This is a genomic window from Meiothermus sp., from assembly GCF_025060375.1.
GTDB lineage: Bacteria > Deinococcota > Deinococci > Deinococcales > Thermaceae > Meiothermus.
This window is the reverse complement of record NZ_JANXCG010000053.1, coordinates 15,051-31,784: the sequence shown is the minus strand read 5'-3', so window position 1 is coordinate 31,784 and position 16,734 is coordinate 15,051. Positions and strand designations below refer to the sequence as shown.

Genomic DNA, 16,734 nt, shown 5'->3' with positions numbered 1-16,734 from the left:
ACCGCCCTGGCAGGTGTAGGTGACCGTTCCCGAGGGCACTGGCTGGACCGGTTGCACCGGCTGAACGGGTTGGACGGGCTGAACAGGTTGGACGGGCTGGACCGGCGGGGGTGGTGGGAGGGTGGCCACCAGGTTGACGCTTATCCGGGTAGTGCGGCCGAGTTGGATGGTGACGGTGGTGCGGAATGGACTATAGCCACCCCTGCGCAGCTCCACGGCGTAGGTGCCGGGGGTCAGGGCAAGGTTGATCGGGGTTCGGCCCACCACCCGGCCCCCTACCAGCACCTCGGCACCGGGGGGGTTGCTGTCCACCGCCAAAGAACCGGTGGGGGGTGGGGTGGCGGTGAGGGTTAGGTTGAGCTGGGTGGTTTGGCCGGAGCGGATGGTAAAGGAGACCCGCAGGGGGTCGTAGCCGCTGCGGCGCAGCTCGAGCTCGTAGCTTCCCGGCAGCAGCTCGAGGGTAAGCGGGGTGCTCCCCACCGGCCGCCCGTTGATGCGGGCCTCGGCCCCGCTGGGGGTGCTGCGGAGCAGCAGGGTGCCGGTGGTGGGCGGCGGGGGCGGGAGGAAGCCGGCGATGAAGTAGGCCTCATCGGTCACCCAGTCGCTCGGGGGCAGCGGGGTGACCACGATGGAGAGCGAGCGGGCCAGGTTGTCCGCCCCCTGGATGCGGGCCCGGCCGGTCTGGATGTCGATGATCTCCGAAACGTCCAGCGGACGGCGGCTGGCCACGGCCAGCACCCGGTCCTGCCCCGCGGGGCCTTCCACGGTGAAGGTGTAGCGGGCCCCCGCCCCCGGGAAGGTGCGCACCTCGCCGGCCTGCAGGAAGTTCTGCTGCTCGAAGGCGTTGGGCAGGATGCCCACAATCTCGCCTGTGGCCCGCACGCTGAAGAGGTAGACGTAGGCCGGCTGGGTCACCTGCACCGAGATGCGGATGGGCTCGCCGAACTGGTAGACGGGGTTCCCGGTCTTGCTGGGGTCCTTGTCCACCCAGACCCGCACCTGCAGGTCGGGCGGGGGTAGGGGGTTCACGATGATGCCCTGCGGGCGCAGGCCCTGGGCTGCCGCAAAGCCGAGGCAGAGGAGAAGGCCGAGGAAGGTTCGCATGGCTCTATGCTAGAGGCCGCAGTTGCTCAGCACCACCTGGCCGCGCACCGTGAGGGTGCCCCGGCTGCCGTTCCACTCCCAGGTGTAGGCCCCTCCGCTGAAGAGCAGGGTGGGGCTCCGGCGCACCAGGCTGAGGCTCTGGAAGGCGCCGTCGTAGAAGAGGCGCAGGGTGTCGCTGTCCAGGTAGTTCACCACCAGGGTACCCCCGCTGCAGCGGTAGGTGAAGCTCCCCGGCCCGGGCGTGACCAAACCGGGGCGTACCGGGGTGACGGGCTGCACGGGGCGCTCAGGCTCCTCCACCAGCAGGATGCAGGAGGAGAGGAGCAGGCCGAGGAGGACGAGGAGGGAGCGGGCCATGGGACCTCCTTAGGGGCAGTTAGAGTATACCTCGTAGGTGTAGCTGCTGGAGTAGTTGCGCCCGCTGATGGTGGTGACCGTGACGGTTACCCTGGTCCGGCCGGTGGAGGAGGGGGGAGGGGTGATGGGGGTGACCACGATGGACTGCGGGCCCAGCTCCCCGGGCTGGCCCTGGGGTATCCCGCCCTGGCCAAAAGTGAGCCGGCCGACGAAGACCAGGTCGCTCCCCTCCCGGCTCAGCTGCCCGAGAGGACGATCCTCGGTGTAGTCCTTCCCCGAGGCGAACCCCTCGTAGCGCTCCTCGATGCGCTGGATGAGGCTCGAGTCGGGCGCGCGGAAGCGGTAGCGCATGAGGGTTTCCCGGTTGGAGCAGAAGACATAGGCCCCGGTGTCCTGGCGCTGCCAGTTGCTGTCGAAGCGGAAGTTGGATACTGCTGGAGACTCAACCAGCACGAGGCAGCCGGACAGGCCAAGGGCCAGCCCTGCAAGCGCCGCGCTGAGCAGGTACTTTCTTCCCATACCTCGAGCCTAGCACACCCCCACTCCCCCGCATAGGGAAACGGGGACTCCTTTAAGCGAACCTAAATCGCCCCGGGGGTGTGGGCGAGGGCATCTAGGCCAGCAGGATGGGCCGCTCGAGGTAGTACGCCACCCGCTCCAGAAGTTCTCCTGGCCGCCCCACCCCCACCTCTCCGGAGAGCGAGAGCAGCGCCTGCTCCCCTTGGGCCCGACCCAGGATTAGGGTGGGAACCCCGAGGAGGACCACCTGGTCGAAGGGGGTGTCCAGGAGCGAGAGCACCGCCAGACCCTCGCCAGGCTCGGAGGCCATCTGGAGAGAGTCCAGGGTGCCCCGAAGGGTCTGGGCGGGGGCTACCCGCAGGCTGACGAGGGTGTCCCCCTCGAGGCTGCCCCTGGTGGGGCGGAGGGGGGCTTGGAGGTCGGCCAGGGCCTTGTCCACCGCGCGAAAGAAGAGGGGGTACAGCCCTACCTCCACCCGCCAGGCCTCGCTCAGGGCTGAGGCGGCTTGCTGGGCGGGGCCCAGAACCACCAGGCGTTGCCAGGCTTGCACCCGCAGAACCTTGGGGGCTGCTGTCTGGTTGTCCTGGAGAAGGCCCAGCGGCGCGGTGTGGATTGGGGTTGGAGGAAGGGGCTCAGCCGTGGGCAGGGGTTTCTCCTCGGGAAGGGGGGCCGCCTCTTCGGCTTCCCAGACCAAAGGGGAGGTGGGAGGAAGCTGGGCTTCTGGTCCGTTGGGTACGGGAATGGGGTGGGCCACGGCTTCCTTCCAGCTGGGAAGGGATGGGCCGTCTTGGGGTAGCTCGAGGTTAGAAGGGTTAGGGACAACAGGGGGTCCGTTGACAGGCTCCTTGAAAATCGCGTCGGCCGGTGGTATGGGGGGTAGGTTCTCGAGGTCTACATCGAACTCCAGGTCTTCCAGCGCGGGCGTAGGCGAAGGGGGAGTGGGAGGGGAGGCGGAGGGAAGCAGATCAGCCATCTCCACCCCCTCCCTCCGCAAAACGGCTTGGGCCTGGGCCATATCCGGAAGGGAGCCCGGGGGTGGGGGAGCTTCCTCAGGGGCTGGGGGAAGGTTGATCTCGCCGGCCATTACCTTGGCTAGGAAGGCTAGGATGTCCCGCTCAACCACGGTTCCATCGGGCCCGGTGCCCTGGAGCTGCCGCCAATCAATACCGTTCTCCTCGGCCAGACGGCGGGCCAGCGGTGTGATTTTAACCTCGCTCATGCTCCTTACATCATAGCGCAGAAGTGGGTTTTTCCAGGGGCGTTTGCGCCCCGAGGGCCGGGAAAACCTTTGTTTTGGGGAAGAGGTCACTCCTGCGCTTCGTCTGGGGGGGTGCTTTCCCCAAGCCTTTGCCCGAGCAAGGCCACCACCGGTACGACCACCACCAAGAGGAGCAGTGCGGTCAGTAGCCCTTCCACACAGGAAGCCTAACCCAGACGGGTCAAACCAGGGTCAGGCCTCGTCCTTGCTGGGGTTCTTGGGCTGGACTCGCTGGCTAGCCCTTATTCCAGCGTCAAAGTCTATCTCCATGGGAGGCCGGTCATCCATGTCCACAAAAACCGAGGGGTGCTGCCTGCGGAGTGGGGGGGGTTCCCTCCTGAGCTGGCTGTGGCGCCCAAGTTGGAAGGACACCACCGCTACCACCACCAAGGCGACCAGAACCCCTATGGCCCATCCCAAGGACATAGCCCTATGCTACTCCAAAAAGCGCCTCCGGTGGCCTCTGCCAACTCCCAGGGGGAGGGCTCAGATGACTTCCCTGAACCCCACCGCCTCGGCCCTGGCCTGCAGTTCCCGCTTCAGGAGGGCGTGTTCGGGTTTGTCCAGGTAGGGGTCGGCTTCCAGAATGGCCCGGGCCAGCCTCCGGCTTCGCTCGATGATCTCCTGGTCGGAGGCCAGATCGCCTAGGCGGAGGTCCGGCATGCCCGACTGGCGCAGGCCCCGCAGCTCGCCCGGGCCCCGCAGCCTCAGGTCTTGCTCGGCTATGTAGAACCCGTCGTTGGAGCTCTCAATCACCCGCAGGCGCTCCAGGGTGCGCTTGGAGGTCTCGCCCGCGATCAGGATGCAGTAGGCCTCCAGCCCCCCTCGCCCCACCCGCCCCCGGAGCTGGTGGAGCTGGGCCAGGCCAAAGCGCTCAGCGTTTTCTATGACCATGAGGGTAGCCCTGGGGATGTCTACCCCAACCTCTATAACGGTGGTGGAGACCAGCAGGTCGAACTCGCCCCGGCGGAACCGCTCCATCACCGCGTCTTTTTCCTCGGGCCGCATCCGGCCGTGCAGGAGGTCTATGCGGGCCTCTGGGAGCAAGGTTTCCAGTTCCTCCCGCAGACGGGTAGCCGCGGCCAGCTCGAGCGTGGCCTCCGAGGCTCCCTCTTCAATCATCGGGGTGACCACGAAGACCTGGTGTCCCTTTTGGATCTCCTGACGGGCAAAGGCGTAAGCCTGCAGGCGGGTTTTTTGGGTGAGGATCTTGGTTTTCACGGGAATGCGCCCTGGGGGGAGTTCATCCACCTGCGAGACCTCCAGGTCGCCGTACATTGTGAGGGCCAGCGAGCGGGGAATGGGGGTAGCGGACATCACCAGGACATCCGGGCGCTGCCCCAGAAGCCTCCTCCGTTGCAGCACCCCGAAGCGATGCTCCTCGTCGATGACGGCCAGGCCCAGGTCTTGGAACTCAACGCCCTCCTGAATGAGGGCATGGGTGCCCACCACTACCTGGGTCTGGCCGGTTCGCAGGCGTTCCAGCACAACCCTCTTCTCTCCCTGGCTCAAGGAGCCCACCAGGAGGTCTACCCGCACCCCTAGGGGGTAGAGGTAGCGGGTCAGGTTTTCGAAGTGCTGCTTAGCCAGGATTTCGGTGGGGGCCATCAGGGCCCCCTGGGCTCCGTTTTCTGCGGCGATGTACAGGGCGGCTGCAGCCAGCACGGTTTTGCCTGAGCCCACATCCCCCTGCACCAGCCGGGCCATCTGCCGCTCGGACTGCATGTCGGAGAGGATTTCCTCCAACACCCGTTCCTGGGCCCGGGTAAGCCGGAAGGGTAGGGTAGCCCGGAAGCGCTCGAGCATCCCTGGGGTCACCTTGAACATCCGTCCCAGCAGGGCAGAACCCCCCGATGCGACCATCACCTTGAGCTCCAAGAGCAGGTACTCATCGAACTTGAGTCGGTACAGGGCCTGCTCCAGTTTTTCCTCTGATTCCGGGAAGTGGGCCTGGCGCAGGGCAAAGTCCAGGCTGGGCAGTCCCTGACCCCTTGCGTAGGCTTCCAGGGGGTCGGGCAGACAGGGGAAAGCCTGCAGGGCCCGCCATACCGAGCGGCGCAAGAAGGCCTGCCCCACCCCTTCCTTCGCCCCGTAGACTGGAACAATGCGCCCGGTGGAGAGGGATTCACCGCCCTCGTCCTCGAAATACTCCACCACCATGGATACAGCACCCCCGCGCCGCTGCACCCTGCCGGTGAGCACCAGGCTGGCCCCTTCGGGCATCTGCTTGAGCACCCAGGGCTGGTTGAACCACACCCCTGTGAACTTCCAGCCCCAGGCATCCGCAAAGCGCACCTGGACGAGCTGCATACCCTTTTTAGGGGTTTTGACCAGCTCCCGGCTCAGCACCCTGCCCACCACGGTGGCCTTGCTCCCATCCTCGGCGTCCCGTATGCTCCCCAGGGTTCGCCGGTCCTCGTAGCGCCGGGGGTAGTAGTGGAGCAGGTCGCGCAGGCTTCTGAGGCCCAGCTCAGCGAGCTTTTTGCGGCTCCCGGGGCCCAGCTCGAGGACCTCCAGGGGAGCATCAAGGCTGGGCCCTGGGGGTGTGTGGGCGGGTGACCGGGCTTCGCTCGGCCCCCTCACCCGGCCGCCCAACAGGGCGATGGCCTCTTTGAGCCGCTCGAGGCGGGTCTGGGGGTCCATTTTGCGGTAGCCGGAGAGGGCCCTTTGCACCTCGGGGAAGGGTTGGGCCAGGTTCTGCACCAGCTTTTCCAACCCCCCTGCCACCACCCGGTCGCGGGCTCCGTCGGCCAGCTCGCGCTCCAGAGGGCGCAGCAGGCGGGCGCGCAGCTCCTCCATCGCCCTCATTGTACGCAAGCGGATTGTCCAGGAGGTCATGGTTCGCCGGGGGAGGCCCCGTATACTTGATGGGTATGGCTTTGACCAAGGTCGAGGTTTTGCCCAACGGCCTGACGCTGGCCGTGGAGGAGCGCCCCTGGAGCCCGACGGTGGCCATGCGGCTTCTGTTGCCGGTGGGCGTGGTTACGGACCCCGAAGGGATGGAGGGGGCCGCCGGCCTGCTGGAGGGCTGGCTTTGGAAGGGGGCTGGAGGGCGTGATGCGCGGGCCCTGGCCGATGCCTTTGACGGCTTAGGGGTTCAACGGGCCAGCGCCAGCGGGCTGGAACACACTGCCTTTGCCGCGCAGTTCCTGGCCGAGAAGCTCCGGCCGGTACTGGCCCTTTACGCCGACGTGCTCATGCGGCCCCATCTCCCGGAGGAGGCCTTGGAGCCGGTGCGCCAGGCTGCCCTTCAGCAGTGGGCGGCCATGGAAGACCAGCCCTCCAAGAAGATGTTCGTGGCGTTGCGCCGGGCGGTTTTCAGGAGTCCCCACGGCCGCAACCCCGATGGGGAGAGGGCCGGTCTTGAGCGCGCCACTGCGCGGGCACTTCGGGAGGACTTTGCCCGGCGCTACGCGCCCAGAGGGGCTGTGCTGGCTATGGTAGGAGGGGTGCGTTTTGAGGAGGCCAAGGAGGCGGTGGAGGAGGCCTTGGGCGATTGGCGGGGGGAGGGGGTGGCCCACCCGCCGGTGGAGCTCAGCCCCCCGCACGCCTTGCACATCGAGCAGAACACCGCCCAGGTGCAGATTGGCCTGGCCTACCCCGATGTGACCCTCACGCACCCCGAGTTCTACACTGCCCGGCTGGCGGTCCAGGTGCTCTCTGGAGGCAGCAGCAGCCGGCTTTTCACCGAGGTGCGGGAGAAACGGGGGTTGGTCTACTCGGTGTCCGCTACCCCCAACGGGGTGAAGGGCTACAGCTACCTGAGGGTCTATGCCGGCACCACCCCTGAACGGGCCGATGAGACCTTGCGGGTGCTGCAAGAAGAAATCGCGCGGCTTTCAGAGGGGGTGACCGAGGGAGAGCTACAGCGGACCAAGGTGGGTCTGCGCGCCGCTTTGGTGATGCAGGACGAGTCGTCGCGCCATAGGGCGGCCAGCATGGCCCGCGACCTCTTTATGTTGGGGCGGGTGCGCCCTTTGGACGAAATTGAGGCCCGCATTGCAGAAGTGGACCTCCCTCGGGTCAACCGCTACCTGGCTGAGCATCCCTACCGCAATCCCTGGGTGGCCACCCTGGGCCCCCGCAGACTGGTCCTGCAGTGAGAGAGGCTATCGCCATGACCCAGACCAAATCCCTGGAGTTCAAGGAGGCCGTGCTTCCCAACGGCCTCACCGTGATCGCTGAAGCCAACCCTGAGGCCAGGAGCGTGGCCTTGGGCTACTTTTGCAAGACGGGAAGCCGCGACGAGCCCCCCGAGATGGCGGGCGTTTCCCACTTTCTGGAGCACATGCTCTTCAAGGGCAGCGAGCGGCGGGGGGCCTTGGAGGTGAACCTCGAGTTTGACCGGATGGGCGCGCAGTACAACGCCTTCACTTCCGAAGAGAACACCGTCTACTACGGGGCGGTGCTGCCAGAGTTTGCTCTGGACCTGTTGGAGCTGTGGACCGACCTGATGCGTCCAGCGCTGCGTCCGGAGGACTTTGAGACCGAGAAGAAGGTTATCCTGGAGGAGATTGCCCTCTACGAGGACCGCCCCCAGGCGATGCTCCTTGACTGGGGCAGGGCTCGCTATTTTCGCGGCCATCCCCTGGGCAACAGCGTTTTGGGTACCCGGAGCAGCATCGGCGGGCTGTCCCGGGAGCAGATGGCGGCCTACCACGCCCAGCGCTACGTCCCCTCCAACCTGGTCCTGGCTTTGGCCGGCCGGGTGGACTGGGAGCGGGTTTTGGACCGGGTAGGGGTCCTGACCGCGGCCTGGCCCCGGGGAGAGGCCCTTCGGTCCTACCCGGAGCCCTCTTTGGCCACCGGCGAGCTGCGGGAGGCCTACCCAAAGGCCACCCAGGCCTACATCGCCGTTTTTGCACCGGGAGTTTCTGCCCAAGACCCCCGTCGCTACGCGGCTCAGGTGCTGGCCCTAATCCTCGGGGAGGAAGGCAACAGCCGGCTCCACTGGGCCCTTACCGATAAGGGCCTGGTGGAATCGGTGGGCGCTGGAATGGACGAGGCTGACCGGGCGGGGCTGTTTTACGTCTACGTCCAGACCGCTTTGGAGAACGAGGAGCGGGTGCGGGACACCTTGCGCTTTGAGCTGGAGCGTCTCGAGCGGGAGGGGGTGCGGGCGGAGGAGCTCGAGCGGGCCAAAAACAAGCTGGCCACGTCTTTGGCTTTTGCAGGGGAGACCCCCATGCAGCGGCTGATGAGCGTGGGGCTGGGCTACACCTACAACCGGACCTACGAGCCCCTACAGGAGGTGGCCCGCAAAATAGCCGCGCTCACCCTCGAGGAGGTAAACGCTCTTTTGGAGGAAAAGCCCTTCAGCCGGAGCTTCTTCTACACCCTGGCACCGGCTTAGCCCCTGGGCCGGGCCAGCACCAGGGTCCAGTAGGTGCGGTAGGTGTTGGAGGGGCTGCCCCACACCAGGGCGGCCCCAATTTCGCTGAAGCGGGGGTCTTTGATGGCCTCGCAGTGGCCGCGCTGGCTCTCGAGCCAGCCCCGGAGCACCGCGTTCATGTCGGTGTATCCGGCGGCGATGTTCTCCCCCCAGCTGGCCGCATTGTAGCCGGTGCGGGTGATGCGCTGACCGGGGTTGGAGCCGTCGGAGCCGGTGTGGCTAAAGAAGTTGTTCTGCTGCATGTCCTGGCTGTGGGCCTGTGCGGCGGCCTCGAGCCGATTGTTCCAGACCACCGCCGCCGATGGGTTGGCAAACGCCTCCCTCGCGCACCGGCAGGGGGTGGCCCGTATCTGGTTGAGGGCCTGGGTGAAGGTGGTGCTGTTTAGGCCCGGCCCGTCGGCGCTGAACGCGACCGCGCTGCAGGTGGGGAGGCTTCCTGGAGGTGGGCTTGGGCTGTCGGGGGTGGTAGAGGGGTTGCAGGCCGCCAAGCCCAGCAGTAGCCAGGCCAGCGTCCAGGGTTTCATAGGCCCTATCCTGCCACGCCCGCAGCCCTCGAGGCCATTGAGGTTGCCCTCATGTCAAACACACCGACCCTGGGTTCGTCGGGGCCTGCGAGGACAGGAGCGCGGCTCGCTTTCCCTGCCTTCGGCGGGCTGAAGGCCGCAGAGCTGCTGCGGAAGGGGCTCTTCCTCGGAAGGCCCCATGGCCTTGGCAACCGCGCGGACGAAGGAGGTGAGCGGGTGCAGTCGCCCGATGCGGCCTGGGGCTCTGCCCCCCGACCAGAGGGGCTGGGTCGGGGCCTCCCGCTCCAGACCCCAGGCGGACGAACGCCCGCCCCGAAGTCCTGGCTCTATCATGCAAGGGGTGAAGGCGTGGTTTTTGCTCTTGGGTTTGCTCTGGGGTGGGGTCTGGGCCCAGAGCGCGCTGGAGCTCGAGGTGCTTCGGCGCACCAACCAGGTGCGCACCGAGCGCGGGTTGCGGCCCTTGCAGTGGGATGCGCGGGCCTACGAGGCGGCGTTGGGCCACGCTCGGGACATGCTCCGACGCAACTTTTTTGCCCATCAGAACCCCGACGGCCTGGGGGTTGCCGAGCGGATGCGGGCTGCGGGGGTGCTCGAGATCATGGTAGGGGAAAACCTGGCCGGCTTCGAGGGCTACCCCGACGCGGAGATTCCCCAGCGCGCGCTTGAGGGCTGGATGAACAGCCCCGGACATCGGGCCAACCTGCTCAAGCCCGAGTTCACCCACCTGGGGGTGGCGCTGGTGCGTGAGGGGCGCAGGGTGATGGTGGTGCAGAAATTTGTCGGGCGGCCCTTTGACCCCCAGGTGCGGCTTCGCCCCACCCAGGCTGAGCGCACGGTGCTGGTGCTTTCCGGTACGGCTCCCGGAACGGTGGGGGTGTTCGTGGGCGACCACCTCTACGCCCAGCTGAACCCGCCCATCCACACCCGCCTCGAGCTGCCCCCCCGGGCCGAGGTAAGCTATGCGCTGTTCGATGGGCAGACCTGGTGGGCCACCCATAGCGGCGAGCGCGGGCTGCGCCTGGAGGCCACCCTCGAGCGGAGCCTGGTGCCGGGCAAGCAGGTCTCGCTCAGCCTGCCCGCTGGGGACTACACCCTGGCCGTGGGGGCCCAGCCGCGCCCCTGGCAGAACGTCTCCGGGCCGGTGCACCTCGAGCTCGCCCTGCCCGGTACGCTAGGGGCCCTATGGCTGGGCGTTCGTCGGGGCAACAGCGTGGGCTACAGCCACCGGATTCCCCTGGGGCCCTAGGCGCTGGCCCTGGCGGGGGTCGTTGTGAACACGTAGACAACTGCCCCCAGACCATAGACAATATTTCAGATGGGCCGGATTCTCCCCATACGCCTGTACGGCGACCCGGTTTTGAAGAGAAGAGCCCTGCCGGTGCGGGATTTCAGCGGTACTCCCGAGCTGGCCCAGGACATGCTCGAGACCATGTTTGAGGCCCGGGGGGTGGGTTTGGCCGCCCCGCAGGTTGGGATCAGCCAGCGGCTAATTGTGGCTGCCGAGTACCTGGAGGATGAAGGGGAGGAAGGCTCCGAAGCCCCCCTCAGGACCCGGGTCAAGGAGGTTTACGTGATGGCTAACCCGGTCATCACCTACCGCGAGGGGCGGCAGTCCGTCCTCGAGGGCTGCTTGTCCCTGCCAGGTCTTTACGCCGAAGGGGCCCAGCGCGACCTCAGGGTGCGGGTGGAGTACCAGAATGAAAGGGGTGAGAAAAAGGCGCTCGAGGCCGAGGGCTACCTGGCGGTGGTGCTGCAGCACGAGATAGACCACCTTGACGGCATCTTCTTCTTCCAGCGGATGCTCCCAGCCGACAAGCAGAAGTTCCTCGACGAACACCGCAAGGAGCTGGCCGAGTTCCAGCGTCAGGCCAGAGCCTTCCTGCGCGAGGAGGCGGTGCGTCTGGGGGCGGATGGGCATCGCTGGCCTTGAGGGCCGGGTGCCCCAGCAGAACCACCCACAGCTTATGGCCTCCCATTCCCTAGGGCGTAGACTCGCTTTTTTTGGCTCCCCAGCCTGGGCCGTGCCGGTGCTGGAAGCCCTCTGCCGCCACCACCAGGTGGTGCTGGTGGTGACCCAGCCCGATAAACCGGCTGGGCGGGGCCTAAAGCTCACTCCGTGCCCGGTGGCGGTCTGGGCTGAGGAAAGGGGTTTGCGGGTGGAAAAGCCCCCCCGTTTGCGCAAAAACCCCCAGTTCCTCTCGCTTTTCAAGGAGCTGGCCCTCGAGGTGGCCGTGACCGCGGCCTACGGCAAAATCCTTCCCGCCGAGTTGCTGGAAGTGCCCAGGTACGGCTTTTTGAACCTTCACCCCTCCGACCTGCCCAAGTACCGGGGCCCAGCACCGGTGCAGTGGACGCTGATTAACGGCGAGACCGAGACCGCTGTCTGCATCATGCAGACCGATGTGGGCATGGACACCGGCCCGGTGGTGGCGCGCTGGCGCACCCCGGTGGGTCCCGACGAGACGGCTCCGGAGCTTTCCGAGCGCCTGCGCGACAAGGGCATTGAGCTGTTGCTTGCGGTTCTGGCCGACCTCGAGCACCTCCAGCCCATCCCCCAGCCTCCCGAGGGTACCCATGCCCCCATGCTGCAAAAAGACGATGGAAAGATCGTTTGGGAGCGCACCGCCCAAGAAATCTACAACCGCCACCGGGGGGTGCAGCCCTGGCCAGGGAGCTGGCTTGAGTTCCGAGGCCGGCGGGTGAGGGTGCTCGCGCTCCGCAAGGAGGAGCTACCCTGTGCGGCCCCACCCGCCACGGTGATCCGGGTGGCCCCTGGGGTGACGGTGGCGGCAGGGCAGGGGTGTGTGACCCTGCTGGAGGTGCAGCCGGAGGGGAAGAGGCCCATGTCGGCTGCCGAGTGGGCTCGAGGGGCGCGGATTTCCGTGGGAGAGCGCCTGGCGTAGCCTGCGTGTTTCATAATGGTCTGGCCCATGGGTGTCCCGCAAGCTGTGCTGGCTGGGCGTTATCGGCTTCTGGCTCCCCTAGGAGAGGGGGGCATGGCCGAGGTCTGGCTGGCTTCCGACCTGCGCATGGACCGGCGGGTGGCGGTCAAGGTGCTCCACGCCCACATCCATCCCAGCGAACGGAAGCGCTTCTTCCGGGAGGTCAAGGCGCTTTCCCAGCTTTCCCACCCGGGGGTGGTGCAGGTCTACGACCTGGGGGAGGAGGAGGGCCGGACCTACTTCGTGATGGAGCTGGTGGAGGGGGGCAGCTACGACCGGCTGGGGCCCTTTGAGGACGGCATGGAGGGCCTGCGCCTCCTGGCCGCCTCTGCGCGGGTACTAGAAGCGCTGGACCACCTGCACGCTCGAGGGGTCATCCACCGCGACCTTACCCCGAGAAACATCCTGGTCACCCCGGAGGGCCAGCCTAAGGTGATGGACTTCGGCCTGGCCTACCTCATCCAGGAAAGCCGTCACCTCACCCGTACCGGCATTACTGTGGGCACCCCGGAGTATATGGCCCCCGAGCAGGCCAAAGGGCTGCCCCTCACCCCGCAAGCTGACCTCTACAGCTTTGGGGCGGTGCTCTACCGTACCCTTACCGGTAGGCCCCCTTTTGAAGGGGAAAACGACCAGTCGGTGCTGTATCAGCACGTCTACGAGCCTCCCCGGCCGCCCCAGAGCCTCAACCCAGCAGTCCCCCAGGAGGTGGCCGAGCTGGTCGTGGCGCTGTTGCAGAAGAACCCCTCTGAGCGGCCGGCTGGGGCCAGGGCGGCCCACGCCGCCTTTGAGGAGGCCCTGCGGGCCTACCGGGAGCATCTTTCCGCCACCCCAAGGGCCGGAGCCAGCCGCAGCGGCCACTATCCCAGCGGCCCTGCCAGGCCGGAGCGGCTCGAGCTGGCAGGCAGCTTTGACCTCCTGGGCCAGGTGGCCTGGCCGGGCGAGCTGGTGGCCCATGAGGGCAGCCTGTGGGTGGGGGCTGGGCAGGGTCTGGCCCGATTTGACCTGACCGATGGCTCGGTCCACCGCCAACGCTTGGGCGACGAGGTTTCGGCAGCGCCGGTGGTAACCCCCTCGAGGGTCTACGTGGCGGCTTGGGACGGCCGTCTGACCGCTTTGAGCCTTTCTGGGAGGCCCATGCTCAGTTTTCCCACCCGGGCCGAGATCACGGCCTCTCCTCTGGTGGCTGAGCTGGTTTACCTGCCAGGTCGGGATGGTTTTCTCTATGCTCTAGATGCCGGGGGAACCCTACGCTGGGGTTTTCATGCGGGCAGCGAGCTTTCGGCCACGCCCACCCTGTACCGCGGGCTTCTGTTCGTGGCTGCCGAGAACGGCTGGCTTTTTGCCCTAGACCCCATAAGCGGCCACCTTCGCTACAAGGTGGAAACAGGGCCCGTGCACACTGCAATACCGGCTCGTGGAGGGCTGCTTTTCATTCCCACCTGGGCAGGGGAGCTGCATGCTTTTGACCCGCTCACGCGCGAGGTGCGCTGGACCTACGACCTAGAGGGTGAGCTCTGGGGTGCGCCCGCCGCCGACGAGCAGCAGGTTTATGTGGCGAGCTGGGCCGGCAGGCTCTACGCCCTTCGCCAGGAAAGCGGCGATGAGGTGTGGAGCCTGGAGGTGGGCAAGGTCACGGCGGCCCTCTCGATTGCCCACGGGGTGCTCTACCTGGGCACCGAGGAGGGGCGGGTGCTGGGCGTGGAGGCCAGGAGTGGGCGGCTCTTGTTCGAGGCCAGCGGCTTGGGCCCTATCCAGGCCCCACCCCTGCCCTACCGGGGGGCCTTGTATGTGGCCACACTGGCGGGGAAGCTGTACCGGTTTGCCTAGGTTGCGGATAGCATAAAGCCATGTCCCTTTGTGCTGGCGGATGCACTGGTTGAGGCTAGTGATAGCCGACTTTACTAACTACGGAGGCATTCGTTGCCCTTTGTAGCTGGCGAGCAGCGTGGCGTAAGTGGGGTTGAGCCCATCCCAGAAGAACAGAAGCGGCTCATCCAAGAAAAGCTGTTTACGGCTGGGGAACTGCTCTGGCAACGTCAGCTCGAGCGGCCCTTGGCATTTCAGGATGCCCTCTTGTGGAAGTTGTGCTTGAGAATGAGGTGAAGCGTTGTCTTGGTAAATACTTGGAAACGGTCGGGCTAGGGTGGGAAAGCTGGCCGAAAAATGCAAGCATAGGGTGCTCGGGAGGCTTGGCCTCGTTTGATAAGTTCTGGCGCGAGCTGGAAACAACTGGCAGACTTGAAGATGGCTAGGCTTCAGCTTACCGACGAGCAACAAGCCGTTGTGGCCCACGATGAAGGGCCTGCGTTGGTGTTTGCGGTGGCCGGAGCAGGCAAGACCACCGCGCTGGTGCACCGCATAGAGCGCCTGGTGCGCGAGCGGGTCTTTGAGCCGCGCCGAATCCTGGTCACCTCCTTCAGCCGCATGGCGGTGGACGACCTGAAGCGTGCCCTGGCCCGCTGGCCCCATACCCAGGGGGTGCAGGTCTCCACCCTGCACGCGCTGGGCTACCGCATCGTGCGAAAAGCCGCCGCGGAGGGGCTTTTGAAGCTGGCCCGGGTCAGGGAAGAGGGTGCTGAGCAGGCCCTTTTGCAGCGCACCCTGCGGCGGGCCCGCGAGCTGAAGCTGGCCTGGGCGCCCGAGCTGGAAAACCTCGAGCCCGAAGACTTCCTGAGCTACATGGGGGCCTGCAAGGGCAACCTTCGCTACGCCGACCTGAAGGCGGCCCAGCTGCCCCCCTCAGCCCTCAGGGTGGCCGCGCAGGCCGAAGCGCCCGAGGGGCTCGAGTGGTACCTGGATTTGTACCGCCTCTTTGAGCAGGTGCGGCTCGAGGAAGGCCTCCTCACCTTCGACGACATGCTCCTGCAGGGCTGGGAGGTGCTGGTGCGCTACCCGGACATTCTGCAAACCGTGCAGGGGGCTTTCCAGGCGGTGCTGGTGGACGAGTTCCAGGATGTGAACCTGGCCCAGTCGGAGCTGCTTGACCTGGTGACTGCCCCGCACCGCAACTACATGGCGGTGGGCGACGACGACCAGACCATCTACGAGTGGCGGGGGGCCAGCCCGCGTTTCATCCTGGACTTTGCAAAGCGCTACCAGGCGCAAAAATACCTGATCCGCGACACCTTCCGCTGTCCGGCCCCGCAGGTGGCCCTGGCCGGGCAGGTCATCGCGCAGAACCGGCAGCGCGAGCCCAAGCGCCTGAGCCTGACCAAAGGTTTTGCGGGCCGGGTGTATGTGCGCCTGGAGCCGCACATGCCCGCCCAGGCGCAAAGCCTGGTGAGCGACATCGCCGGGCTCTTAGCCCAGGGCCACAGCCCCGCCGAAATGGTGGTGCTGGTGCGGCTTTATGCCCAGACACCCTACATCGAGCAGGCCCTCATTGAGCGGCAAATTCCCTACCGGGTGGTGGGCAGCATCCCCTTCTACCAGCGCCCGGAAATCCAGGTGCTTCTGGCTTACTTGCAGCTGGCCAGCCCAGGCGGGGACAAAAAGCGCTTCTGGTTGCAAATCTACAACCACCCCAAGCGTTACCTGACCCGAGCCATGGCCGATGCCATCTGGCGGCGGGTGGAGCAGGGGGCCTCGCTTCTGGATGCGCTCAGAGCAGAAGCCGCCGGGGCAGAGGCGCGCGTGGCCCAGCGTCTGATTGAGCTGGCCGATCTGTTTGAGTGGCTGGGCGGGGCGCTGGGGCGGGCCTCGGCCCACGCGGTGCTGGAGGCGCTCGAGGCCCGCCTCGACTACCGCCGCCATCTGCTGCGCTCCTCGAGCTTCTACGTGGTGGGGGTGGGCAGGGCCGAAGGGGTGCGGGCTTTTTTGGAGTATGCCCGCGACAAGGGCAGCGTGGCCGACCTGCTTGGGCACATCGAGCTTCTGGCCCAGGAGCATCTGGCTGAGGACGCCCGCGAGCGGGTCAGCCTGATGACCATCTTCCGGGCCAAGGGCCTGGAGTGGCCCCTGGTCTTCATCCCCGACTGCAACGAGGGCACCCTGCCTTATAGCGGCTCGGCGAACCTCGAGGAAGAGCGCCGCCTCTTCTACGTGGCCCTGACCCGAAGCTCGGCCTACACCTACCTGTATGCCCTGTCCAGCCTGCCGCTTTCCCCTTTCTTGACCGAGGCCAGGTACCTGCAGGTGCTGGAGGCAGTGGAGCGGGTGGGCGAGGCTTTAGCCCTCCCGCCCGAAGAGCTTTCCACCGCCCAGACCCTGGCCCTGGCCCGGGGAGCGCACGGGCTGGGCCTGGAACGCTACTTGTACCACTGGTGGAACGCCCCCCAGGCCCCGGCGGTGGCCGCCAAGGTGCTGCGGCTTTTTGCCCGGGCCGAGCAGGCCGGCTGGCTGGAGGCGCTGGGGCTTTCTCACGAAGCGAAAAGCCTCTGGGAGGCTTTCGATGTGGAGCCGGGCCAGGGGCCGGTGGGCGAGTTTGCCGACCTCGAGCGCTTTTTGCTGAAGCCCGCTCCCTCCGGCGCAACCGCGCTCAAACCCGGCCAGAAGGTCAGGCACGCCCAGTTTGGCACCGGGCTGGTGGTCAGCCTGGAGGATGGGGTGGCCACCGTGGCCTTTGGGGATAGAGTGCGCCGGCTGGCGCTGCGCTACGCCCGGCTCGAGGTGCTCTGAGCGCTCCAGGGGCTTCTG

At 66.6% G+C, this 16,734-nt stretch carries 14 protein-coding genes; 7 read left to right on the top strand and 7 right to left on the bottom strand.

From position 1 onward, the window contains the following. The 6 genes from NZ849_RS06740 to recG all read right to left on the bottom strand — a co-directional run. Nucleotides 1-1,104 (bottom strand): PEGA domain-containing protein (locus NZ849_RS06740; RefSeq protein WP_295405565.1); only part of this gene is annotated, 1,104 nt, incomplete at its 3' end. 9 nt (nt 1,105-1,113) lie between these two features. Then, a complete protein-coding gene (locus tag NZ849_RS06735; RefSeq protein WP_295405562.1) occupies nt 1,114-1,461 on the bottom strand; it encodes a hypothetical protein in 348 nt (115 codons plus the stop codon). Between the two features lie 9 nt (nt 1,462-1,470). Continuing rightward, the gene (locus NZ849_RS06730) at nt 1,471-1,980 is read right to left on the bottom strand and encodes a hypothetical protein (RefSeq protein ID WP_295405560.1); all 510 of its coding nucleotides are present in this window, start codon (nt 1,978-1,980) and stop codon (nt 1,471-1,473) included. A gap of 94 nt (nt 1,981-2,074) precedes the next feature. Beyond that, the gene (locus NZ849_RS06725) at nt 2,075-3,199 is read right to left on the bottom strand and encodes an E3 binding domain-containing protein (protein ID WP_295387836.1); all 1,125 of its coding nucleotides are present in this window, start codon (nt 3,197-3,199) and stop codon (nt 2,075-2,077) included. Between the two features lie 231 nt (nt 3,200-3,430). After that, entirely contained in the window at nt 3,431-3,664 is a 234-nt protein-coding gene (locus NZ849_RS06720) for a hypothetical protein (protein WP_295387834.1), read from the bottom strand. Between the two features lie 60 nt (nt 3,665-3,724). Next, the gene (gene recG, locus NZ849_RS06715) at nt 3,725-6,046 is read right to left on the bottom strand and encodes an ATP-dependent DNA helicase RecG (protein ID WP_295387831.1); all 2,322 of its coding nucleotides are present in this window, start codon (nt 6,044-6,046) and stop codon (nt 3,725-3,727) included. 65 nt (nt 6,047-6,111) lie between these two features. On the opposite strand from recG, the gene NZ849_RS06710 reads away from it, so the two are divergent. After that, a complete protein-coding gene (locus NZ849_RS06710; protein WP_295387829.1) occupies nt 6,112-7,341 on the top strand; it encodes a pitrilysin family protein in 1,230 nt (409 codons plus the stop codon). Between the two features lie 14 nt (nt 7,342-7,355). Continuing rightward, nucleotides 7,356-8,591, top strand: a complete 1,236-nt coding sequence (locus NZ849_RS06705) for a pitrilysin family protein (RefSeq protein WP_295405558.1) — start codon at nt 7,356-7,358, stop codon at nt 8,589-8,591. On the opposite strand, the gene NZ849_RS06700 is transcribed toward NZ849_RS06705, so the two are convergent. Further along, nucleotides 8,588-9,154 (bottom strand): CAP domain-containing protein, encoded by a 567-nt coding sequence (locus NZ849_RS06700; protein WP_295405556.1) that lies wholly within the window; start codon nt 9,152-9,154, stop codon nt 8,588-8,590. The two genes, NZ849_RS06705 and NZ849_RS06700, sit on opposite strands and share 4 nt — an antisense overlap. 340 nt (nt 9,155-9,494) lie before the next feature. Between NZ849_RS06700 and NZ849_RS06695 the strand changes: the two genes are divergently transcribed. The 5 genes from NZ849_RS06695 (at nt 9,495) to NZ849_RS06675 (ending at nt 16,716) form a co-directional block, all read left to right on the top strand. Then, nucleotides 9,495-10,400 carry a CAP domain-containing protein gene (locus NZ849_RS06695; protein ID WP_295387824.1) on the top strand — a complete coding sequence of 302 codons (906 nt, stop codon included), beginning with the start codon at nt 9,495-9,497 and terminating at the stop codon, nt 10,398-10,400. Between the two features lie 69 nt (nt 10,401-10,469). After that, nucleotides 10,470-11,084, top strand: a complete 615-nt coding sequence (gene def, locus NZ849_RS06690; protein WP_295387821.1) for a peptide deformylase — start codon at nt 10,470-10,472, stop codon at nt 11,082-11,084. Nucleotides 11,085-11,118: 34 nt separating this feature from the next. Beyond that, complete coding sequence (gene fmt / locus NZ849_RS06685) at nt 11,119-12,057, top strand: methionyl-tRNA formyltransferase (protein WP_295405554.1); 939 nt, start codon at nt 11,119-11,121, stop codon at nt 12,055-12,057. Nucleotides 12,058-12,084: 27 nt separating this feature from the next. Then, complete coding sequence (locus NZ849_RS06680; protein ID WP_295387818.1) at nt 12,085-13,926, top strand: PQQ-binding-like beta-propeller repeat protein; 1,842 nt, start codon at nt 12,085-12,087, stop codon at nt 13,924-13,926. A gap of 417 nt (nt 13,927-14,343) precedes the next feature. Then, the gene (locus tag NZ849_RS06675) at nt 14,344-16,716 is read left to right on the top strand and encodes an ATP-dependent helicase (RefSeq protein WP_295405552.1); all 2,373 of its coding nucleotides are present in this window, start codon (nt 14,344-14,346) and stop codon (nt 16,714-16,716) included. Nucleotides 16,717-16,734: the final 18 nt, after the last annotated feature.